This is a genomic window from Caproiciproducens sp. MSJ-32 (genome assembly GCF_018918055.1).
GTDB lineage: Bacteria > Bacillota > Clostridia > Clostridiales > Clostridiaceae > Clostridium.
The window spans coordinates 16669-40521 of record NZ_JAHLPS010000027.1 but is presented as its reverse complement, the minus strand read 5'-3'; the positions used below and the strand labels follow the sequence as shown (position 1 = coordinate 40521).

At 28.5% G+C, this 23853-nt stretch carries 20 protein-coding genes and 1 tRNA gene; 4 read left to right on the top strand and 17 right to left on the bottom strand.

Translation table 11 applies throughout. The features are described 5' to 3' along the window. Positions 1 to 4: 4 nt before the first annotated feature. Complete coding sequence (polA, locus tag KQI16_RS03235) at positions 5 to 2614, bottom strand: DNA polymerase I (protein WP_216432181.1); 2610 nt, start codon at positions 2612 to 2614, stop codon at positions 5 to 7. A 308-nt stretch (positions 2615 to 2922) separates the two neighbouring features. Here polA and KQI16_RS03230 point away from each other — a divergent pair, with 308 nt between their 5' ends. Continuing rightward, positions 2923 to 4155: an aminopeptidase gene (locus KQI16_RS03230; protein WP_216432179.1), complete on the top strand. Its 1233-nt coding sequence runs from the start codon at positions 2923 to 2925 to the stop codon at positions 4153 to 4155. Between the two features lie 122 nt (positions 4156 to 4277). Here the strand turns inward: KQI16_RS03230 and KQI16_RS03225 are convergent, their stop codons facing one another. The 3 genes from KQI16_RS03225 to KQI16_RS03215 all read right to left on the bottom strand — a co-directional run bounded on the left by KQI16_RS03225 (position 4278) and on the right by KQI16_RS03215 (position 6538). Then, positions 4278 to 4706 (bottom strand): SRPBCC family protein, encoded by a 429-nt coding sequence (locus tag KQI16_RS03225; protein WP_216432178.1) that lies wholly within the window; start codon positions 4704 to 4706, stop codon positions 4278 to 4280. A gap of 200 nt (positions 4707 to 4906) precedes the next feature. Further along, a complete protein-coding gene (locus tag KQI16_RS03220) occupies positions 4907 to 6115 on the bottom strand; it encodes an NADP-dependent isocitrate dehydrogenase (protein ID WP_216432176.1) in 1209 nt (402 codons plus the stop codon). A gap of 129 nt (positions 6116 to 6244) precedes the next feature. Beyond that, positions 6245 to 6538, bottom strand: a complete 294-nt coding sequence (locus KQI16_RS03215) for a hypothetical protein (RefSeq protein ID WP_216432174.1) — start codon at positions 6536 to 6538, stop codon at positions 6245 to 6247. A gap of 234 nt (positions 6539 to 6772) precedes the next feature. On the opposite strand from KQI16_RS03215, the gene KQI16_RS03210 reads away from it, so the two are divergent. Then, positions 6773 to 6855: transfer RNA gene (locus KQI16_RS03210), tRNA-Leu, on the top strand. Between the two features lie 64 nt (positions 6856 to 6919). On the opposite strand, the gene KQI16_RS03205 is transcribed toward KQI16_RS03210, so the two are convergent. Together KQI16_RS03205 and KQI16_RS03200 are read right to left on the bottom strand one after the other, a co-directional pair. Next, positions 6920 to 7642 carry a hypothetical protein gene (locus KQI16_RS03205; RefSeq protein WP_216432173.1) on the bottom strand — a complete coding sequence of 241 codons (723 nt, stop codon included), beginning with the start codon at positions 7640 to 7642 and terminating at the stop codon, positions 6920 to 6922. A gap of 485 nt (positions 7643 to 8127) precedes the next feature. Beyond that, a complete protein-coding gene (locus KQI16_RS03200; RefSeq protein ID WP_216432171.1) occupies positions 8128 to 9138 on the bottom strand; it encodes a pyruvate kinase in 1011 nt (336 codons plus the stop codon). Between the two features lie 155 nt (positions 9139 to 9293). On the opposite strand from KQI16_RS03200, the gene KQI16_RS03195 reads away from it, so the two are divergent. Continuing rightward, the gene (locus KQI16_RS03195; RefSeq protein ID WP_216432169.1) at positions 9294 to 9782 is read left to right on the top strand and encodes a DUF4883 family protein; all 489 of its coding nucleotides are present in this window, start codon (positions 9294 to 9296) and stop codon (positions 9780 to 9782) included. A 100-nt stretch (positions 9783 to 9882) separates the two neighbouring features. On the opposite strand, the gene folK is transcribed toward KQI16_RS03195, so the two are convergent. From folK to folE, 4 genes are read right to left on the bottom strand one after another with little or no spacing between them, the layout of a single operon-like run. Further along, positions 9883 to 10707, bottom strand: a complete 825-nt coding sequence (folK, locus tag KQI16_RS03190) for a 2-amino-4-hydroxy-6-hydroxymethyldihydropteridine diphosphokinase (RefSeq protein ID WP_216432168.1) — start codon at positions 10705 to 10707, stop codon at positions 9883 to 9885. A gap of 10 nt (positions 10708 to 10717) precedes the next feature. Beyond that, positions 10718 to 11524 carry a dihydropteroate synthase gene (gene folP / locus KQI16_RS03185; RefSeq protein ID WP_216432166.1) on the bottom strand — a complete coding sequence of 269 codons (807 nt, stop codon included), beginning with the start codon at positions 11522 to 11524 and terminating at the stop codon, positions 10718 to 10720. Between the two features lie 22 nt (positions 11525 to 11546). Then, positions 11547 to 12020 (bottom strand): HD domain-containing protein, encoded by a 474-nt coding sequence (locus KQI16_RS03180; protein ID WP_216432165.1) that lies wholly within the window; start codon positions 12018 to 12020, stop codon positions 11547 to 11549. A gap of 11 nt (positions 12021 to 12031) precedes the next feature. Further along, entirely contained in the window at positions 12032 to 12583 is a 552-nt protein-coding gene (gene folE, locus KQI16_RS03175; protein ID WP_216432163.1) for a GTP cyclohydrolase I FolE, read from the bottom strand. A 170-nt stretch (positions 12584 to 12753) separates the two neighbouring features. Here folE and KQI16_RS03170 point away from each other — a divergent pair, with 170 nt between their 5' ends. Beyond that, complete coding sequence (locus KQI16_RS03170; RefSeq protein ID WP_216432162.1) at positions 12754 to 13590, top strand: PHP domain-containing protein; 837 nt, start codon at positions 12754 to 12756, stop codon at positions 13588 to 13590. A 68-nt stretch (positions 13591 to 13658) separates the two neighbouring features. On the opposite strand, the gene KQI16_RS03165 is transcribed toward KQI16_RS03170, so the two are convergent. From KQI16_RS03165 to KQI16_RS03135, 7 genes are all read right to left on the bottom strand, one after another. Next, entirely contained in the window at positions 13659 to 13895 is a 237-nt protein-coding gene (locus KQI16_RS03165; RefSeq protein ID WP_216432160.1) for a phage holin, read from the bottom strand. Between the two features lie 104 nt (positions 13896 to 13999). Beyond that, positions 14000 to 15388 (bottom strand): aminopeptidase, encoded by a 1389-nt coding sequence (locus tag KQI16_RS03160; RefSeq protein WP_216432158.1) that lies wholly within the window; start codon positions 15386 to 15388, stop codon positions 14000 to 14002. A gap of 36 nt (positions 15389 to 15424) precedes the next feature. Beyond that, positions 15425 to 16330 carry an HPr(Ser) kinase/phosphatase gene (gene hprK, locus KQI16_RS03155; RefSeq protein ID WP_216432157.1) on the bottom strand — a complete coding sequence of 302 codons (906 nt, stop codon included), beginning with the start codon at positions 16328 to 16330 and terminating at the stop codon, positions 15425 to 15427. Positions 16331 to 16335: 5 nt separating this feature from the next. Continuing rightward, the gene (locus KQI16_RS03150; protein ID WP_216432156.1) at positions 16336 to 16533 is read right to left on the bottom strand and encodes a DUF896 domain-containing protein; all 198 of its coding nucleotides are present in this window, start codon (positions 16531 to 16533) and stop codon (positions 16336 to 16338) included. Positions 16534 to 17122: 589 nt separating this feature from the next. Continuing rightward, positions 17123 to 17524, bottom strand: coding sequence for a hypothetical protein (locus tag KQI16_RS03145; protein WP_216432155.1), 402 nt, complete (start codon positions 17522 to 17524; stop codon positions 17123 to 17125). 16 nt (positions 17525 to 17540) lie between these two features. After that, positions 17541 to 17804 carry a DUF1292 domain-containing protein gene (locus tag KQI16_RS03140; RefSeq protein WP_216432153.1) on the bottom strand — a complete coding sequence of 88 codons (264 nt, stop codon included), beginning with the start codon at positions 17802 to 17804 and terminating at the stop codon, positions 17541 to 17543. Between the two features lie 198 nt (positions 17805 to 18002). Continuing rightward, complete coding sequence (locus KQI16_RS03135) at positions 18003 to 23837, bottom strand: alpha-amylase family glycosyl hydrolase (RefSeq protein WP_216432151.1); 5835 nt, start codon at positions 23835 to 23837, stop codon at positions 18003 to 18005. Between the last annotated feature and the right edge of the window lie 16 nt (positions 23838 to 23853).

The window sequence follows — 23853 nt, the reverse complement described above, 5'->3', positions numbered from 1 at the left end:
CCTCCTACTTCGCATCATACCAAGTTTCACCTATATTTGTATCAACTTCTAATGGCACTCTAAGCTCTAGCACATTTTCCATTTCCTCTTTTACTAAAGTTTTTATAGTATCAAGTTCATCTCTTTTTACATTTAAAATAAGTTCATCATGAACCTGTAATATAATTCTGCTTTTTAAATTCATTTCTTCTATTTTATTATAAACATTGACCATAGCTAACTTAATAATATCTGCTGCACTTCCTTGAATTGGTGCATTCATAGCAAGCCTTTCTCCCAAAGCCTTTACAATTTTATTTGAAGATTTTAATTCTGGTATTGCTCTTCTTCTATTTAATATGGTTAATGCATATCCTTTTTCTTTTACTTCTTTAATTGTATTATCAAGATATTCTTTAATTTTAGGATATCTATCAAAATATATATCCATATATTTACTTGCTTCTTTTTTTGTTATATTTAAATCTTGGGCAAGACTAAAATCACTTATTCCATAAACAATACCAAAATTTACTGCCTTAGCTCTACTTCTCATTAATGGCGTTACTTCTTCAATTGGAACTTTAAACACTTCTGATGCCGTTTTTCTATGAATATCACTATGATGCTTAAAACCATCTATCATATTTTCATCATTTGCCATATGAGCTAAAACTCTAAGCTCAATTTGGGAATAGTCACAAGATAACAATAAATCTCCCTTTTCATTTGGAATAAATACCTTTCTTATTTCTCTACCCATTTCATATTTTATTGGAATATTTTGGAGATTTGGTTCTGTACTAGATAGTCTGCCTGTTGTAGTAACAGTTTGATTAAAACTTGAATGAATATGACCATCTTCATCAATAACATTTTTTAGACCTTCAACATAAGTTGAATTTAATTTTGTAATTTGCCTATAATATGTTATTTTAGGTATTATTTCATGCTTATCTTGCAGCTTTTCAAGAACATCAGCATTAGTGGAGTAACCTGTTTTTGTTTTCTTAATAACAGGCAGATCTAGCTTTTCAAATAATATTTTTCCCAACTGCTTTGGAGAATTTATATTAAATTCTTCTTCAGCTAAAGCAAAGATTTCCTTTTCTGTTTTATAAATTTCTTCTTTAAATTTAATTGCAAGTTCATTTAATTTTTCTTTATTTACATTAAATCCTATAGATTCCATAGAAGAAAGAACAAATATTAATGGGTGCTCAATCTTATAATAAAGATCTTCCATATTCTCTTCCCTTATTTTTTCTTCTAAAACTTTATAAACTTTATCTAATTTAAAACAGCTTTTTATTTTTTGATTCTCTTCATTTCCTGATATTTCTTCAAGTAAATACTCACTTATCAAAGTAGAAAGATCATAAGATGATTTTGCTGAATCAATTAAATAAGCAGCAATAGCAGTATCAAATTTAAAATTCTTAATCTTTATATCTAGCTTATTTAATATAGTTACTAAAGCTTTTCCATCATGAATTATTTTTATTAAATTTTCATTTTCCATAATAGATTTTAATATATCTACTATAGAACTATTTCCTTGAAATATATATTTAAAATTTATTAAATATACCTTATTTTTATTTTTTATATATAATTTTTCTAATTCAATTTTAGAATATCTTTCTTTATTTAGAGCGTTGTAAATAATATAACAGCTTCCTTCTAAATTCTTCTCAATTTCCATAAAACCTTCATAATTATCAATTTCCTTTACTTCTATATTTTCATTTGCTTCATTTTTCCCTTCTTCCACTTCTGGAATTCTTTTTAATAATGATTTTAATTGATATTTATAAATAAATTTTCTTAATCCTTCAAGATTATAGCTATCTTTATTTTTTATTTCTTCTAAATCAAATTCTATTGGAACATCAATCATTATTGTAGCTAATTTTTTACTAAAAATTGCTTGTTCCCTATAAGTTTCAAGATTTTCCCTAATCTTTTTCCCTGATATATTATCAATATTATTTAATACTCCTTCAATAGAACCATAGGTTTGAATCAACTTATATGCAGTCTTTTCTCCTACTCCTGGTACTCCCGGAATATTGTCTGATTTATCCCCCATTAATCCCTTAACATCAATAAATTGTGTTGGAGTTACCCCAAAGTCCTCAATGAATTTTTCTTCATTATATATAGCTGTTTCTGTAACTCCCTTCTTTGTAATTACAACATTAATATTTTTTGAAGCTAATTGAAGAGCATCTCTATCTCCTGTTACTATATAAACCTCTATTCCATTTTTTTCCGCAAATTTTGCTAGGGAACCTATTATATCATCTGCTTCAAAACCATCTATTTCATAAATATTAATCGAAAGTAAATTTAATAACTCTTTTACTATAGGAAATTGCTCTACAAGTTCCTCTGGCATTTTCTTTCTTCCAGCTTTGTAATCCTTATATTCTAAATGCCTAAAGGTTGGAGCTTTTCTATCAAAAGCCGCTACTATATAATCAGGTTTTAATTCCTCCTTCATTTTTAAAAGCATATTAGAAAATCCATAAACTGCATTTGTATGAATACCCTCAGATGTTGTTAAATCTGGTATAGCATAAAAAGCTCTATTTAATAATGAATTAGTATCTAAAATTAATAATCTTTCCATCTTTCCCTCCAAATTAAGGAATATCCTTAATGTTTTAATATTTCAATTATACTATCTTTCTTTATATTATAACATTAAATAAAAATTAATATTTTATAATTCTTTAACTAAAAATATTCTATATTTTAATACCCTGATTTTAAATACTGCTTTGACTTTAACTTTTAACGATTTACTGTAAACTTCTCAATTTATTATATTAATAATTATTCTTAATCTCAAGGTAAATTATACCTTAGCATTTTCTACTAGACTATTTTATTGCAATATGTAAAAATATTAATAAATGATAAAATGAGGTGATTTATATGGATATTAAAAATATGCTAAAAAAATATGCATCACTAGCTGTAAAAAAAGGAGTTAATCTTCAAAAAGATCAAGTACTTATGATAAATACTCCTATTGAATGCTATGAATTTGCAAGGGTAATTACTGAAGAAGCCTATAAAGAAGGGGCAAAGGAAGTTATAGTGCGTTATTCTGATCAAGTTATACAAAGACTTACATTAGAAAATGCCTCTATTGAAACTTTATCAAATATACCTGAGTGGTTTTCAGAATCTTACAATAAATATGCTAAAGAAGGCTGCTGTGTAATATCGATATCAGCTTCTGACCCAGATGCCTATAAAGGTGTGCCTGCTGAAAAGGTATCTGCTTATCAACAAGCCCGTTCAAAAGCCTTAAAGGAATATTATGAACTTTCAATGTCTAATAAAATACGTTGGACAGTTGTATCAGTTCCTACTGAAAAATGGGCTAAAAAAGTATTTAATAACGCTTCTGCTGATGAGGCTGTTAATAAATTATGGGATCAAATATTTAAAGTTGTTAGACTCTATGAAGAAGATCCAATAAAAGCATGGGATGAACATAATTCTAAACTCCATGAAAAATTAAACTTCTTAAATTATCAAAAATTTAAAAGTCTTCATTATACCAATAATAAAGGTACCGACCTTACTATAGAATTACCTGCTGATCATATTTGGAGTGGAGGTTCAGAATATTGTTATAACGGCTTAGAATTTAATGCCAATATGCCTACTGAAGAAGTATTCACAATGCCAAAAAGAGATGCTGTAAATGGTACTGTAGTCTCTTCTAAACCCCTAATATATGGTGGTAACATTATAAATAATTTTAAGTTAACTTTTAAAAATGGTAAGGTTGTTGATTTTTCTGCTGAAGAAGGCTATGATACCCTAAAAAAAATGTTAGAAACTGATGAAGGTGCTAGTTACCTAGGAGAGGTTGCCCTTGTACCTTATGATTCTCCAATATCAAAATCAAATATAATTTTCTATAATACCTTATTTGACGAAAATGCATCCTGTCACTTAGCCTTTGGAGCTGCATATCCTATCAACATTGAAAATGGAGAAAATATGACAAAAGAGGAATTGTTATCAAAGGGTGCTAATGATTCTATTATTCATGAAGATTTTATGATAGGAACTGAAGACTTAAATATTACTGGAATAAATAAGGATGGAGAAAAAATTCAAATCTTTTTAAATGGAAATTGGGCAATTTAGTCAATTGATAATGGACTATTAACAGTTGACAATTGAGGAATAGTTAAGCAGTTCTGAATCAAGAAATATAAGTTCAGAAATCTCCTATTGTTTTTATCCTCAATTGTCCATTGTCCTATATTCTATCTCCTTCTACTTATTTCCCTTTCTATCCCCTCTTTTATTTTTTCTAATTTTCTTTTTAATTTATTTTTAGCTGTAATACCCTTAAACATAATATATATTTTTGAAATTAAACCTGTATTTTGCCTTTCTGTCAAAGTTATTTCTGTCTTATCATCATTTATCTTTTTAAATTCATACCTTGAAATATACGTATCTCCATCCACAGTGCTTGTAACCTCATATAAATTATCTTTTTCATATCCTGTAACTTTTGTTATCATTTCAATTTTTGTTTTTCCCACCTGTTTTATAACTTTTGAATAGGAGGTTTCAGTTGGATTTTTCTTATTAAATCTAGGCATTTCTCTTTTATTTATATCAATAAAAACTTTAAATACCTTTTCAATTGGATAATCTATTAGGATTTTGCTGCTATAGCCTTTCATATTCTTCTCCCCTTTAACATTCTATTATATTTATACTAAAAAATTATAAGCTCTGTAACTATATAAATTATAACATTTACATAAGAAATAAGCTAAGCAATATTTAAAATATAAGTAAAAACTACAAAAAAGAAGAGCATGCCAACTCTTCTTTATAAAAAAATTCTATATTTATATTAATTATATCCTATCTTTTTTATCTACATTTTCTTTTCTAATCTTTTTCTTATTTCTTTAATAAACTCTTCTGAATTTGTAACAGTAATATTATCAAAATCTGAAATCATAGCTAAATCCTTAGTCATGTAACCTTCATCTATAGTTTGTATGGTAGCTTCTTCTAACTTATTAGCAAATTCAACTAAATCTTCCAGCTTGTCTAATTCCCCTCTTTTTCTTAAAGCTCCTGTCCAAGCAAAAATGGTTGCTACAGAATTTGTAGAAGTTTCCTTACCTTCTAAATATCTATAATAGTGTCTTTGCACTGTTCCATGAGCAGCTTCGTATTCATAATAACCTTCTGGAGACACTAAAACTGAAGTCATCATTGCGAGAGAACCAAAGACTGTTGCAATCATGTCACTCATTACATCTCCATCATAATTTTTACAAGCCCAGATATATCCACCCTTTGACTTTATAACTCTTGCCACTGCATCATCTATTAAAGTATAAAAATATTCTATATTGGCCTCTTCAAATTTTTCTTTATATTCGTTATCATATATTTCTTGGAAAATATCCTTAAAAGTATGATCATATTTTTTTGAGATTGTATCTTTTGTAGCAAACCATAAATCTTGTTTTGTATCTAAAGCATAATTAAAACAACTTCTTGCAAAACTTTCTATTGACTTATTTAAATTATGCATTCCTAATACTATTCCAGCTTCATTAAAGTTATGAACTAATTCCTTAGTTTCATTACCATTTTCGTCAGTATAAACTAATTCTACTTTTCCCTTTCCAGGTATTTTCATTTCTATATCTTTATATACATCTCCATAAGCATGTCTAGCTATAGTAATAGGCTTTTCCCAACCCTTTACATATGGTTTTATAGATTTTACTATAATTGGTGCCCTAAAAACCGTACCATCTAAAATTGCCCTAATAGTTCCATTAGGACTTTTCCACATTTCTTTTAAATTATATTCTTTGACTCTTGCAGCATTAGGAGTTATTGTTGCACATTTTACACCTACCCCATATTTTTTTATTGCTTCTGCAGCTTCAATAGTAACTTTATCTTCAGTTTCATTTCTATGTTCAAGGCCTAAATCATAATATTCAGTCTTAAGATCAATAAAAGGTTTTAACAATTCCTCCTTAATCATCCCCCAAAGAATTCTTGTCATTTCATCTCCATCCATTTCAACTAATGGCGTTTTCATTTTTATTTTATTCATTTTTTGCCCCCATTCTATAATTTTTTAAGTTTATTATATAATAAATGAAGGATTATTACAACAATCTTTCATATTTTTTAAAAAAGAGGCTTTATAAAGCCTCCCTATTCATTTTAACTATATATAACACTATTTATCAATATCAGTATATTCAACCTCAATGACTTCAACAGTTGAGTCGTCTACTAAATTTGAATAAGTTTCAACAAAGTCTATGTTATCCTCCCTTGAATTATACTTAATTTCATTTGATGCTTTATTCCTTTTTTTATTATTAATATATCCTCTTATTATAAAGACTGCATACAAGACCAATATAAATGGCAGCAGCCATATAAAAATCTTAATTGCTAAACTCAATATTATCCATGTTATTACTATTCCACTCATTATATATAATATTGTTTTTAATCTATTGTTCATATTAACCCATCCTTTTGTTTCCTCATAACTTAAATTATATTCATATTATATCATAGCCACTTATCATTTCAATATGAGATAATGAATATTTTTTTTTAAGTTTATAAATACCTTATTATATATTCATATAAAACTTAAATCAGAAAAATATTTTATTTAAATATTTTATTTAAATATTTTATTTATATTTTTCTTGCCAGTTATTAAATTTTTTGCTATAATTTATTTGTTCTCGCCGGCATGGCGGAACTGGCAGACGCACATGACTCAAAATCATGCGGGAAACCATGTGGGTTCGAGTCCCACTGCCGGCACCAAAAAAAGAAGTACTAATTTGTACTTCTTTTTTTATGTAATTTTATAAATATTTCTTAATTAATTTTAATTCTCATTTTCTTCAGAAGATACTGACTCTTGATTCATATTATTGCTCGATTGTGCAGCTTCATTAATTTCTGTTGTTCCTTCATCACTATCTTCAACCGATTGTTCGTGTTTATGTTGATTTTGTTCTTCAGTTTTTTCTTCTTTTTCTTTTTCTTCTTCATTTTCTTTTTCATTATCTTCTTCAATAGGATTATGATTATTGTTCTGTGTTTCTTGCTGCTGTGGATTAATTGGTTCAGTAGGCAGGTATTCTGTATTAGGATATTGTGTAGTTAGTTCAGCTTCCTCATAATAATAATCAGATTGCTCATTGGTTTCTTCTTCAGTAGATTTATTTAATAATTCCTTATAAACTTCTTCATAATACCCAATCTCTTCATCTATATCTTGAAAGCTTTCCATAAATTCATAAAAAGGATCTATTTCTTGTATCTTTACTTTTAATTCATTTATTTTTTCCTTCTTTAAATCTTCTTCCTTTTTCTCCTCTAATATTTTATCTTCTTCATTCTGACTATTCAAATTATCTTTCTTTAATATTAAACTATCTTTTGAACTAATATACTTTTCATTCATTTTCCTTGAATAAATAGTACCTGTAACTATTACTGCAGCCAAAATTAATACATAAGCAATAACTATTGATATCTTCATTTTAATATTATAATTCAATTTATCTTTTAATTTATTAATAATGACAATAATATACTTTTTCATATTAACAACAGCACCTTTCCATTATTTACATAAAATATTTTATCAAATTCCATCAATTATTACAATAATTTGCAGAATAATGGAACTTTTTTCATAGATAAATTCTTTAATTATTCTATCTTATTTAATAAATAACTATTTTATGAAAAATAATTTAAAAACAAAGAATGATATCCTAAAAAGGATATCATTCTTTGTAAATAAGGGGATAATTATATATTACTATATGCACTAACAACTATTTTTATATTATCATTTATATATGTCATTTTTGTTACAAAAAAATATAAAAATAAATTTAGATACATAAAATAAATAGTTAATCTACTATAATATAGCAATAAATATGTATCTAGATTTTATTTATATTAAAAACTATAAAAGAAAATATATCCCTTATAAATTAAATATATCATTGCTAAAGCTAGCAGTAGCCATAGAATTAAATTAATATACTTTTCCCGATTTTTCATCATTCCTTCCTCCTAGCTCTTAAAATATTTTATTGCTTTATTCAAAAAAGCTGCAGTTTCTAAAGGAGCTTTTCCTATAGAAGTTTCACCTGCTAATAAAAATCCATCTATATTATTTATTAAAAAATAATAAATTCCCTCTATTTCATTAATATTAGGGCATTGACCATTTTTCATACTATTTAATAATCTAGTAGCCACAACTATTTTCTTATTTTTCGCTTTTGCTTTCTTTATTGCTATATCTTGTAACTTTACAGCCTGAAGAATTCCAGCTTCAGGTACCAAATCCCCCCGTCCTAAAATGATAGTATCTACCTTGTTAAAAATTTCGTCTAAATTATCGATGCCTCTTGGTGTTTCTACTTTAGCCCAAATTTCAATTTTGTTAGCAGCTTCCTTTTTAATAATCTCTTCTAATACTTCAATTTCCTTTCCACTTTCTACAAAAGATTGACATATAATATCTGCATTATTTTTTATTGCCCATAAAAGATATTTCTTATCTTCTTCACTTAATATTGGACGGCTACTATTTAGATTTGATAAATTACAGCCCTTACCAGCCCTAATAATTCCCCCTCTTATCACTTTGGCTTTAATTATACCATTCTCTTTTGATATTATTTTAAATTTCATTGTATTATCTTTTATTGATATTGAATCAATATTATTTTTTTCTATTTCATTAGTATTAATATTTAATGGTATTATTTTATTATATTGATATTTAGAAAGATCGATTTTCTTATACAAATCTTCTCCACAAAAGTATATCTCTTGATTATTATAAATTTTATATATATATTTAAGTTCTTTAGATACTCTAATTTTCTTTCCACATAAATCCACTAATATTTTTATATTATTATTTATATTTCTTGCTTTACTAATTACATTTTCAAAATCTTCTTTATTAAAGTGAGAACAATTAAACCTAAGTATATTTATTCCATTCTCCATAAGTTCCTTAATAATCCACTTATCTAAAGTTTTCGGTCCAACTGTTGCAATTATATACATATTACTCTCCTAAATATTATTATTAATTATTTTTACTACACTTTTAATGAAATTATTACCTTTTCCTTTTCCCATTTTATTCATAGTAATCAATTATTGTTCTAATTATATATAAAAATGAATAAATATCTATATAAACCATTTTGGAGGGTAATATGAAAAAATTTGTTTGTTATATAATCATCTTAATTATTCCTTTGTTTTTTATATCTTGTAATATAAATAGTGCTCAATATTCAAAAACTAAAAGTAAACCAACTCCTGATTATTATACAAATGAAATATATAAGAAGATACTAAATAATGAAGAATATAAATTAAAGGTCTTTGATATGGATTTCTATGTTTCCTATGATGTTAATAAGGAAGAACATAGTATTTTACCAGAATTTTTTGATGCTATAGATACAGAAAATTTTAAAACAGATATAGATCTACCTTCTTCTCCTAAATATAAATTAATTGTTGAATTTAGTGATTTTAAATACATAATAAATATTTATGATGAAGAACTTATTTCTGTTTATCCTTGGGATGGTATCTATAAAGAGGATATCTTGACAATGAAAAATGTTCCTGATTACTATAATTTATATAAATTCTGTGAATATATAAAAAAAGTAGTAAAAGGATTTGAAGGATAAGACTTTAAATTCAATATAAAATTCAAAATTTATGAAATAATTTAGCTTTAATAAAAGAAAAAATCCTCTAACTTTCTAGAGGATTTTTTACTATCAGCTTTTAATTATTAATTATTTTTGCTTCTTCTAACATTTTAGAAATTCTTTTTCTACTTAATGGATTAATAGCATTTGGAGCTATCTCATTTAATGGTTCTAAAACAAATAGTCTCTCTTCCATTCTTGGGTGAGGAATAGTTACATATTCATCTGAAGTTATAAAATCTTCAAATAAAATAATATCCAAATCAATGATTCTTGGTCCCCATTTTATAATTCTTTCTCTTTTCATATCTTTTTCTATATTTAAAAGTGCTGTCATTAATTCTTGGGGACTTAAAATTGTTTTAATTTCTATAGCTGCATTTTTAAAAGTATCTTGCTCTTTATAGCCCCAAGGTTCTGTTTCTATTATTGTTGATATCTTTGTAACTTTAATTCCTCTATGTTTTTTTATTTTATCTATTGCAATCTTAATGTTATTATCTTTATCTCCTATATTGCTTCCAAGGCTTATGTAAGCAGTATTCCATCTTCTTTCTATTTCTACAGCTGCATAATTTAAATGCCTTCCAATAGGAGCCCATGGTTTCTTTAATAAAACCTTAATTCCCTTAACTAAATGGTAATTAAATAATACATACTCTGCAATTTTTTCAGCAGCAGTCTCTATTAAATCATAACTTTCTTTTTGAAACTCTTTCTCAATTTCAAGACATAACTCCCCATAATGAACTGATTTAGTTAAGTCATTATTTTTTGAAGCTTCTCTAAGATCTAATTCTAATTCAAGGGAAAGTATAAATTTTTGTCCTAAAGCTTTTTCTTCTTTAAATACACCATGATTAGCAAAAATTTCAACATCCTTTAAATATAATTTATCCATTAAAATCCCTCTATCTTTTAATTATTTTATCTGTCATTAAGGCCACTCTCTTATTTTCAAGAACATCATGAACTCTGACCATATGACAGCCCTTCATTATTCCTATTACAGTTGTAGCTAAAGTTCCTTCTAATCTCTCTTCTACAGGAAGATCTAAAGCATATCCAATCATTCTTTTTCTTGAAGCTGCAAGAAGAACTGGATAACCTAAGGACACTATTTTCTCTAAGTTATTCATAACCTCTAAATTTTCTTCATAAGTTTTTGCAAAACCAATTCCAGGATCTAAAATTATTTTATCAGCTTTTATGCCAGCATTCTTTGCTAAACTAATACTTTCATATAAATCATCTAAAAGATCTCTCATTAAATCATTATAAGGCCTTTCATCCCTATTATGCATCAATATACATGGTACATCATATTTAACTATAATACTTGCCATATTTTTATCTTTTTTAAGTCCCCAAACATCATTAACTATATCCGCTCCAGCCTTTATCGCTTCTTCTGCTACCTGACTTTTATATGTATCAATAGAAATTAATACATCCAACTCCCTTTTAATTGCCTTAATTATTGGAACAACTCTTTTAATTTCTTCTTCAGCTTCTACATAAGATGCTCCTGGTCTTGTAGATTCACCACCCACATCAATAATATCAGCCCCTTCTTCAACCATTTCTTTTGCTCTTTTTAAGGCTGCCTCTATATTATTATACATGCCGCCATCTGAGAAAGAATCTGGTGTTACATTTAAGATTCCCATAATATAAGTTCTTTTATTAAAATCTAATATTTTATTGCCTATTTTCATTTTAACCCCCATACTCGTATTTTTAATGTTTTATGATTTTATTTTTTTTATCTTCAGACCATTTACATAAATCTCTAGCTACACAATCAAAACAGTTTCTTGAAAATTTATCAGCATCATAAATAATTTTTGATAAACAATCTGTATTTTCATTTCTATGATCTATTATACATTTTAAAATCATATCTTTATCTTCTTCTGAAAACTCTATATCTTTCAATATTTCTCTAGCAAGTTCAGCACTAGCAATATTATGAGGAATACCTTCTTTGTATTCTATTACTCTTCCAATATCGTGTAAAAGAGCTATCGCATAAATTACTTCTTTTTTATAATTTAGCCCTTTTTCTAAGACTTCTATATAAGCAATTCTTGCTACATCTAAAAAATGTATCAAAGAATGTTTGCAAAAAATCCTGTTTTTTTCTAACAACTTTAATTCTTCTAATAACTTTTTATATTTTGGATGACTTAATATTTTATTCACCTTTTCCATAATACCCCCTATTATTTTATTAAATCTAATACCTCTCTTCTCAAATTATAATCTTCCTTAAAGCATCCTTTACAAGCAGTAGTTAAAGTTTTAGAACCTGGTTTCTTAATACCTCTCATAGACATACACATATGCTCTGCCTCTATTACAACCATAACCCCTTCAGCATCTAAATATTCCATTATTGCATTTGCAACTTCATTAGTCAATCTCTCCTGCAACTGAGGTTTTTTTGCATAAATTTCAACACATCTTGCCAACTTAGAAAGTCCAACAACTCTTCCTTTTGGAATATAAGCAATATGAGCTTTTCCATAAAAAGGCACAAAATGATGTTCGCACATTGAATAAAATCTTATATCCTTTTCCAACACTAAATTATTCTGATCAACTTCAAAAGTTTTTGATAATTCTTTTTCTGCATTTGCATTTAAACCAGAAAATATTTCTTCATACATTCTAGCAATTCTATCTGGTGTTTCAACAAGGCCTTCTCTATTTATATCTTCACCAATACCTTCCAAAATTAATTTAACTCCATCAATAATTTTTTCCTTATTCAAGACACTTCCTCCTTTTATCTCTACATTTGTATATTAAAGCAAAATAATTTAATTCTTTATTTAGTATTAAAAATCCCTTTATTATGTTAAAATACCTTTAATGAATTGATTATATCATAATAAAAAAAAGATAAAAATAATTATGAAACATTATCGAAAGGAGACTGTTGATGTTTATTTGCGATTTACATATACATTCCAGCTATTCTGACGGTAGATGCCGACCTAAAGATATAGTAAAAATGGCTAAAGAGAAAAAACTAGACTGCTTTGCCTTAACTGACCATGATACCATTTCTGGAATAAATGAAGCTTTAGAAGAGGCAAAAATTCTAAATATTAATTTTATTCCTGGAATAGAATTATCTACTGAATATAAAGGTGAATCTATTCATATTTTAGGTTTTTTTAATAAAGATGACTATAAAAATGCTGAATTGAATAAAATCCTAGAAGAATTTAAGAATAATAGAATTGCAAGAGCATATAAAATAGTAGAAAATTTAAAAAAATATAATAACATTGAAATTGATGTAAATAATGTTTTATCCTATGGAAAAGACACTATTGCAAGACCTCATATTGCTAAAGCAATAATAGATGCCGGATACCCTTATGATCATGATTATATTTTTAATAATTTTATTGGTAATCACTGCCCTGCATATATACCATCTACAAAAATTTCTACAGAGGAAGGCGTAAGTTTGCTAAAAAAATTCAATGCAATTGTCTTTTTAGCACATCCTGTCTTAATAAAAAAATTTCCATTAAATGAATTATTAAATCTTAAATTTGATGGTATCGAAGCAATATATTATCAAAATAAAGAAAGTGATACAATAAAATTTATAAACTTAGCCAAAGAAAAAAATTTGTACATATCCTGCGGTTCTGATTATCATGGAATTGAAAATGATACTAGACACGGGAAAGTAGGAGATGTTGTAATTCCTCAAGAAGAAGATATTTTAGAAATGTTAAAATGGACTAGGGAAATAATTTAAAAGGGGCACATGTAATAAAGTGAAAAACACTTTCATAAGCCCCCATTATTATTTGCTATTTTTATACTTTATGCCTTTTTATTCTCAGATTCTATTGTTTTTAAATCATCTCTATACCACTTACATTCAGTAGTTGGATTATTAAGAATACCAAGGGCTACAAGTATGGTTAAAATAGCTGTTGTTATAGTTTCATATTGCTCAGGAATTATTTCCATTCCCAAAGCTTTTAACACCATTGGAATTAGAGCAAATATTGAAACCCAAAATCCATAATTTTTAAATCTACTTGTATCTATTTTCATTTTTTCGCCCCCTTTTATTGTACTTGTATATTATATTCACAAATATTAAAATATGTGAAGTAAAAATAAAAAAAGGCTGCTTCTCAGTAGCCTTTTTTTATTTTTTATTCTTCTTCTAGGAAGGCCTTATAGCCTCTCATTGTTTCATAAACGTCAAACTTACTTGAAACTTCCCATGGTGCATGCATATTTTGTAGAGCAACACCACAATCTATAACTTCCATATTATATTGAGCTAATATATATGCAATTGTTCCACCGCCGCCTTGATCTACTTTACCAAGTTCACCAGTTTGATAATCTACATCATTTTTATCCATTATGTTTCTTAACCAAGCAATATATTCTGGATTAGCATCATTACATCCTGATTTTCCTCTTGCACCAGTATATTTACTAAAAACAATTCCTTTTCCAAAGTATGCAGTATTATTCTTTTCCAAGACAGATGGATAATTGGGATCATAAGCTACTGTTACATCTGAAGATAACATTTTTGAATTAGCTAAAGCTCTTCTTAATTTTAATTCAGAATATTCACCTATATTATTCATGATTTCTGCTACTGTATTTTCAAAGAATCTTGAATACATTCCTGTAGCTCCAACACTACCTATTTCTTCCTTATCTACTAATAAAACTACAGAAGTGTATTTAGTCTTATCTAAATCTAATAATGCCATTAAAGAAGTATATGCACAAACCCTATCATCTTGGCCATAACCTATAACCATACTTCTATCTAAGCCGTAATCTCTAGCTCTTCCTGCTGGAACAACTTCTATTTCTGCTGAAACAAAATCCTCTTCTTCAAAATCATACTTTTCTTTTAATATGTTTAATATATTTGCCTTAGCCGCATCCTTTTCTTCTCCAGTTAAAGGTATACTTCCAACTAAAAGATTTAAATCTTCTCCTTCAATTACTTCACTAGCTTTCTTTTGTTGCTGTTTTCCAGCTAAATGAATTAATAAATCTGAAATACCTATAACTGGATCACTTGGATCTTCTCCTATTACTACATTAATTTTAGTACCATCTTTTTTTATTACTACTCCATGTAATGCTAAAGGTAATGCAACCCATTGATATTTTTTAATACCACCATAATAATGAGTTTCCATCATTGCAAGATTTGTATCTTCATATAATGGACGTTGTTTTAAATCAAGTCTTGGAGAATCTATATGAGAACCAACAATTCTCATTCCATTTTCTATAGGTTCTTTTCCTATCAAAAATAATGCTAAAGATTTATCTTTATTATTAACATAAATCTTATCTCCAGCTTTTATTTTCTCATTATTTTCTATTATTTCATTAAAATCTCTGTATCCTAAAGCTTTTGCCATTTCAATACTTGTTAAAATACATTCCCTTTCAGTTTTACACATTGAAAGAAAATCAATATATCCATCACAAAATTTAAATAATTCTTCTCTTTTTTCTTCTTGATACTTTTCCCAGGATCTTTTCTTGTCTTTATTCTCCATTTTTAAGCCTCCTAATTACTCTAAAATATTTATCTATTATAATATGCTATCCATTCTTTTCTCAATTATATCTACAGCTGTTACATCTGACATTAAAGAATGCCTGTAATTTACTGCTGCAGCTTCTATTATAACAGCAATATTTCTTCCTGGACGAACAGGTATTCTTAACTTTTTAACCTTTACACCTAAAATTTCTTCATATTCATTATTTAAACCTAATCTATCATAATCGCCATCATCTTTCCAATGTTCAAAATGCATTAAAAGATTAATTTCCTTTTCAGGAGAAATAGAACTTAATCCGTAAAGAGATGCTACATCTATAATTCCTATTCCCCTAACTTCTAGCATACCAATAGTTATTTTAGGAGATTTTCCAATCAATTCTCCATCTATTTCTCTTATATCTACAGCATCATCTGTTACAAGTCTATGCCCTCTTTTTATTAATTCTAATGCTGTTTCACTCTTTCCTATTCCACTTTCCCCAGTTATAACAATTCCTACACCGTATACATCTACTAATACACCATGAATTCTTGTTTCAGGAGCTAATTGCCCAGCCAAATAAATTGTTAACTTACTTATAAATTTAGTAGTTACTAAATTAGTTCTAATTAACCAAACATTATTTTTTCTAGCTGCTATTAGCATTTCACTATGAGGTTCTAAATCCCTTGTTATTACTATACATTTTAAATTAAAGCTAAAATACTTATCTATCCTTTTTCTTCTTAGCTCCATACCCATATCTTCTAAAAAGCTCCATTCAGCTTTTCCTATAACTTGTATTCTTTCAGGAGCAAAGTAATTATAAAAGCCGGATAATTGTAACCCTGGTCTATTTACATCATTAACTGAAATTTCTATATTCTTTTTTCCTTCTACCAATACCTCCATATCAAAATCTTTTATTAATTTTTCAACAGTAACTGACAATTATATCACCCTTTATTATTTCTTTTTAATTCTATATTTTCTAAATGAGCCTTTAGGCTTCCTTTAATATTATCAATATATATTCTTCTTAATTTTTGTTGTTCCGCCCTTTCTATATCATTTAATCCTTCATTTTTACTCTTTTTTGCAAGTTCATTTATTCTTTTAATTACTTCATCTATATTTATATTTTCGTAATTCATCTTCAATTTCCTTTCATATTTTTTAATTTTTTATTATATTTTACCTTCTCTTTCCGACAATATCAACTTGTTACATAAATAAATAAGTAAAAATTTATTTATGTAAGCATTAGCTGAATTTCCATTCTATAAAACTTCCTATTATTTTGTAAAATTTTGTATGTATTTGTTGCATACTTTTATTTTACATTTTTATACTATTTGGTACAATATTGTTATACAAAGAAGCAATTTGTAAATATATGGAGGTAAATTAAAATGACAAATAAATTCAAGAAAAAAATACTGAGACGTAAAAAGTTACTTAACTTTTTATTAGTATATCTTTCTCCAAGAAATAAATTTGTTTTATTTCTTTCACAAGATTTAGACAAGCTTATCACCAAAGCACAAAAAAGAACTTATATTAGATACTTAAGAAAAAACTCAATAAATATATTCCTCAATAGAGTAGCTTAATAACATATTATTTAGTCTAACATATTATACTTAAAGTAAAACATTATTTGAAATACACATAATGAAGAACTCATTAGTTCTTTATTTTTACATAAAAAATACCTCAAAATGAGGTATTAATTTTATACTTCTATTTAATTAAATAATCCTTTACTAAATCTTCAATTGAAATATCATTAGAATAGTCAGTAAATAAAGCAAAGAATTCCATTGTTTCATAATTAGATGGATCTATTTGAATGGCCATAACTTCCCCAGATATATCTAATTCTTCAACTATCTCTTCTATTATATCTAGTACTTCATCATTAGCATAATCATATAAATAAGGCAATAAAGCTTCCTTATACCATTCTGTACTTTCCTCTTCATAATCAGTAGTTTCATTAGCATAGCTTTTTGCAGCATCTAAAACAGCTTTATCAAAATCGAAATAAAATCTAACTAAATATAAATCTTCTTCCTTTTTTAATTCTTCAATATCCTCTAAATAATTTTCAGATAAAATATTTAAAATCTTATTATAATCCATATTTCTTCCCCCTAAATTAATACAATAACTTTTTATATTCTTTTTTTACTGCTAAAAACTCTTTATCATCTTCTACTATATTTAATTCTTCTTTTCCATTAACCTTATCAATTCTAAATACATATAAATCTTCAGAAGTTTCATCTAAAGGGGCTAAAAGAAGATATTCCTTTTCTTCTAAAAATATTCTTGCTACAGCTTCGAATTCAACTAAGTTACCCTCTTCATCTAAAAACTTCATTATTTGTACTTCTTCATTATTTATATTCTTATCTTCCATCTTTTTCTCCTTTACTTGTTATGTATTTAATATTTTATATCGAAACAAATATTTTTACCAGTGCATTTTATAAAAATATGTTTCTCTTATATATAATTATTTATTCATTAGCTTAATTCTACTTAGATTACTGAAATTTTAAATCAACAAAGGAGCTATCGCATAACTTCATATATACGATAGCCCCTACTTTGTTTTTTATTCTATTTTTTTCTTATCTGATATTTCTTTTTTAGATTTATTTTTAAATATATATATTCCAAGGCCAATTAAAACAAGGGCTAATACAATATATATAATTGGATTTGTTCCACCCGTTGATGGCAAGTCACTTTCTTTATTGAGATTTTTAGATTCTTCATCCTTACCTTGAGTTTCTTCTGATTTCTCTTCTGGTTTTTTTGCTTCCTCTTCTGGACTTTCTGGCTTCTCTGGATCTTCTACTGAATCCTCTGGTTCCTCTAGATCCTCCGGTTCTTCCACTGGATCCTCAGGTTCTTCCACTGGATCCTCCGGTCCCTCCACTGGATCCTCCGGCTCTTCTACTGGATCCTCAGATTCTTCATCTTCAGCAATACGATTTATTGTCATAGTAATAGTTTTTGTAGCTTGGCTTGCCCTTCCATCGTCAGTATACCAAGGTAGATTCATTGTTTCTTCAGTTGGTTCTATATGAAGGACAAACTCATTAACACCCTCTTCTAAAGGAATTCCTTCTACATAAACATTACCATACTCATCCATAGCCCCTGGATATTTTTCATTAATATCTTCGTCATTTATAGTAAATTTAACTCCATAAGGAACATTAGCTTTAAGGGTAAAGGTATCTTCTTTGGTTTCATAATCTATATTTTCACCATAAGAAATTCTCGGCCTTGAAATTAGCATCGGCATGTCTACCCAGCGAAGTACATAATCATCAACTACCATGGAATTTCCACCTTGATTTTTAATTGTTAGCTTCATATTTGTATCTGTGGAACTATATGCCCAGTTACCAGCATCCTCAGTATCATTTTTTACTCTTGTATGACTTGTAAAGGCCTCTGTATCCCAGGAACCTCTTGTATATTTATATTCAATACTCTTACCTGCCATCATCTTAAATTTGTACTCAACAACATCTCTTGTAGTAGCTCCACTAGGTACACTTAACTTCCCTCCTGAAGCATTCCAACCGTTAAAATTACCTGCAATATAAATATCATCCGTTGCCGGTGTATAGCTTGGAATATGGAGTCTTAAAGTTACATCCACCATAACTAGGGTTGGTGTAACACTTTTTTCCTCTGACTCTGACCTATTATAATGATTATTAAAGGCAGCTATCTTATAAGTATAATTATTATCATTGTTTACAGTGAAATCTGTATAATTTGTTTCAGTTTTATCAACTACAGCTATTTTTATAAAGTCAGAATCTGCTTCTTTTCTATAGATTTCAAATCCTTCTACATTAACAAAGTCAGAAGTCCATTCTAGCTGAACCCTATTAGGTTCTACTAATATATCTTTTAGAACCGGTAAATTTGGAGAATTTTTTTCATCATATACCATATTTGCAGTAAATTGATTTTCTTCAGATTCAACATAAGAATCTCCTAAATTTGTGGTTCCTTTTGCATAGTAATGGTATACTCCCTCTTCTGAAGGTTCAAAGGATGCATAATAAATTTTACTTCCACCCTCTCCATCTTCCTTGTACCTAAGTTTAACGCTACTTGCATTTTCCTTGCTTGTACCTTCCTTGTAGTACATTAATCTTCCTTCAAAATTTGGAACATCCTTTCCTAAATATTCTTCATCATCTGTTAATCCTGGTATAAGAACTTCAACTAAAATTTCATCCGTATTAATTCCTACTCCTATGGTTAAATCAGAAATACTGCTTGGTTTATTTATTGATTTAATTTTAAAGGTTGGCAATGCAGTAGTTGAATCACTAAATTCACTTTCCCCTCCATCTTTAACTGCTGTAACATAGTAATAATATCTTGTTCCATCTACTACAGTTTCATCAATAAAAGTATTTCCTGAGCTTTCCCCGATTTTCTCTGCAGCTTGCCCTTCTAAATTAGTTCTGTAAATATTATATTTCTCAGCCCCTTGAACCGAAGTCCAAGTAAGGGTTACTTTACCCTGCTCAGCTTCTGATTTTAAATCTGTTACTCTTTCAACATTGTTAATATTATTAGTAGAAACCATCATATAGCCTGTTTGAGCAGGAATAGTTATTGCTATTTTTCCATTTTCAACTTTTGCTGTTGCCTTACCATACAAGCCATCTACTAATTCCAGTCCATTTGGTAAGAAACCTGTAACATCAGCTTCTATGGTTCTTTCCTCAGTAGCTTGGTTAATAATTAATAGTCCACCCTTTTCATTGCTCTTTCTTGCATAAGCTATAACATTATTATCACAATAAGCTGAATGGATATCACCAGTTGCAAATATATCTAAGTTATCATTTCTAACCTTTGAAGCTCTTTGGTAAAGATCAAATAATTCTTGATATCTGCCATTTCCTGAATAGGATCCATCATTTTCACTTATTCTATCCCAAGGAAAGCTTCTTCTTGAATCTGGATCTTTAGTTCCTGTAACTCCTACCTCATCTCCATAATATATTGTTGGGGCTCCTGGATATCCTAGCTGGAATATTGCAGTTAAGCCTTGTAATTTTAATGCATTATCTGAAGCCTCTGGTGCTATTTTAGTATTTTCCTCTTCCCAAGTTGGATTATCTATTTTTGTAATATTTCTTACTGTGTCATGAGAATCTACTAGGTTAAGCATTACCTGCCATGCTTCTTTAGGATAATTTTCTCTTATAACTTCTAAGGCCTCATTAAAGTTCCTTGCATTTCCGCTGATTATATAATTTTGAAGGGCTGCTCTAAATTGATAATTCATTACAGAATCAAATTGATCTCCTAATAAATAATGAGTTGCAACTCCCCATTCTTCTCCTAAAATAATAGGATCATCTATAATATTTCCATTAGCATCTCTTCTTCCTGCAGCTGATTTAACTGCCTCTCTAAATTTTTGCCATGTGGCAGTAGATACATCTGGTGCAACATCAAGTCTCCATCCACTTGATCCCATCCATAACCACCTTTGGGAATTTGCATATTGCATTTGCTCCTGAGCTTCTTCATCACTTAAACCTGTTAAGTCATAACCAATTACATTATTTCTATAGTCAACATTATTCCATTCATGTTGTCCCTCTATAGCTAGCTTATCACCTACTTCTGGGGATTTTGCATCTATTACTGGTAAAGAATCAAATCCCCACCATCCTTCATACTTATAATGTTCAACACCATCAGTTACTGTTTTAACATTTTCAATTGTAAACCAATTAACAAAAGCAAAATCTTCAGGATAGGAATAATTTTTTCCTGTTAAAGGATTTTTTAGGGATTGATAATATTTTATAACTTCTTTTTCTGCCTTTTCTTGGCTCATTCCTTCCTGGTTAACCTTATCCCATACCCTTTTCCAATATTCATAAGCTCCAATTTCAGGATATTTTTCATATCTATCAAAATAAATTGAATCATCACCAACATGATTAAATACACCATCTGCAATAATTCTTATATTTCTTTCTCTGGCTGCCTTGGCAAATGCTTGATATACTCTGTCTGATGCAGCCCTAGTTGCTGTATAGTTTATTCCGGATGTTGGATCTCCCTCTTCGTTATATATCACTTCTCCAAACATAGGATCTAGGGATTTATAATCTGTTGCATCATATTTATGGTTTGAAGCTGCCCAAGCAACAGGATTTAGATATATTGCAGTAACCCCTATTGATTGTAGATAATCTAATTTTTGTTCTATACCTTGAATATCCCCACCGTAAAACTCATTAGCCCAAACATTATCTGTTTTTGAGTCTGGATAGTAAGGTTTATTTTCAGGGGTCCCATGTCTAGGGTTTTCTGGATAATCACTCCACTCTCCCCATACCATTGATTCATCAGGTTCATTTTCAACTCCGCCATCAAAATATTGAAGTGGATAATATTTTATTTCTCCATCCTCTCCAATATATCCGCGATATCCATCCACTAACTTAGCCCTATTATTATCTTTGTTACCATCATAAAATCTGTCTGGGAAGATTTGATATACCACTGCATTTTTCATCCAATCTGGAGTTTTGAAATCTTTATCATAAACAGTTAAATTATACTGTAAAGCACCCTCATCTACAGCAACACCTGTACCGCCGCTTAATCCATCATCTCCATACTCTACCTTTGTTTTGCCATCAATTAGTATAAACTTATATCCCCAGATTCCAATTCCCTTAAAATCTTTCTTAGGAATTATAACTTCATAGTAATCTAAGTCTGAAATAGTAGTTGCCTTTCTCATTTCATAGCTTTTTGCCACTCCATTACCATCAGTTAATTCTACCTTAGCATATTGTACGTCATCCTTTGCTACTGCAATTCTAAGAGTTACATCTTCACTTTGCTCTTTTATTGCTCCAAAAGGTTTTTTATAGGTTATACTTCTTGAATCGAACTTTATTGCATTTTTATCTATTAATCCATCATAATTTCCTTCTGCTGGCTTATAATTATGAGTTAGTTTTTTATTTTCTGCTGAATAATCTATAGTAAATACAACATTTGAAGGATCTAAAGTAACTAACTTTAAATTGTTACCATTATCTCCATAGCTTTCACCCCAATTAGGTCCAAAAGCTACTTTTAATTCATAGTTTCCTGTAGGAATATTTCTTTGAAGTTTATAAATTGTTCCATCAAAGTTATAATCCACAAAGAGCTGCTTAGCTTCTTCTGGAGACCATTCACTTTCACCAAATACCTTTTGAATATCTCCAACTAACCTAGGCCATTTGTCTTTACTTAGTTTAGGTTGATAATATGCTAGGCCTTCCACTCCTTCTACATTAATTCTAGCTTCATTTAATTTTTCATTTACATAAAAATTGACAACAGACTTCTCTGCTAATTCAAGGGAAAAATTATTTCCATTATTGCTAAAGCCATCCCAAGTTCCATTTTTAACAATTTTAAATTCATGCTTTCCTGCATCTAGAACTGTTGAATATTGATAAAAGCCCTCAACTAAATGTTTAAGCTTTGTATCTTCACTTGTATTATTCCAGCCTTGGAAGGAGCCTGCTATATACCAGCTGTTTTTTCCTCCTGGTTGATCAACTAACTCCTCTGGCTTTAATATATTCTCATCCTCTTCTGGTATTTCAACCTCTAAATTTGGTTTAACATAATAAGTTGTATCATCTCCATTTTTATAGTAAACAGATAAATTTCCATTACAATCTAAATATGCTAAATCTACAAATTTATCTTGTCCATCCTTACTCCAATCAGCTTTTCTTACTATTAAGCCAATTTTTTTGTTTTCCTTTGTAATATTGCTAAAACTAACATTGGAAACCATTCCAAAATCAGTTTTTTTGGTAAATGAAGCTACTGTTTCTTCACTACCTCCTTGTCCATCAACAACCCAGTTCCATAATTCCCAACCTTCATAAGCATTATCTTCTCGATTATAGTTTACCCTTATATTGATTTTTTCAAAATCTTTGTATAAAGGTGCATATTCTATACTTTTTGGATTAGGGGTATTTTTATCTAGTACACCTGCTTTAATAATAATTTCTGTTTCTCCTTTAGATAAATCGTACTTTATATCGCCTGTAGCTTTTGTTTCCCATTCACCTTTCCTAACTATAACCCCTAACTGCCCTTCTTTTGGAACCTCTAAAAGGGCATAAACTCCTTGTTCGTCTTTATGGGTAAATTCAATAGATTTCCCATCTTCATTAGTGTGCCAAATCCAAAGATTCCATCCTGCATAGTCGCCATCTTCTTTAAAAAATCTTACTTTTACTTTTTGATTTTCTAAAGTCTCTCCTTTGACAACTTTACTAGGAAGGGGCACTAAAGAGAAAATAAATAAAAATAAGATTAAAATACTTATTTTACTCTTATGCCTTAAAATGTTTTTTCCTTTCATAAACTCCCTCCCTCAA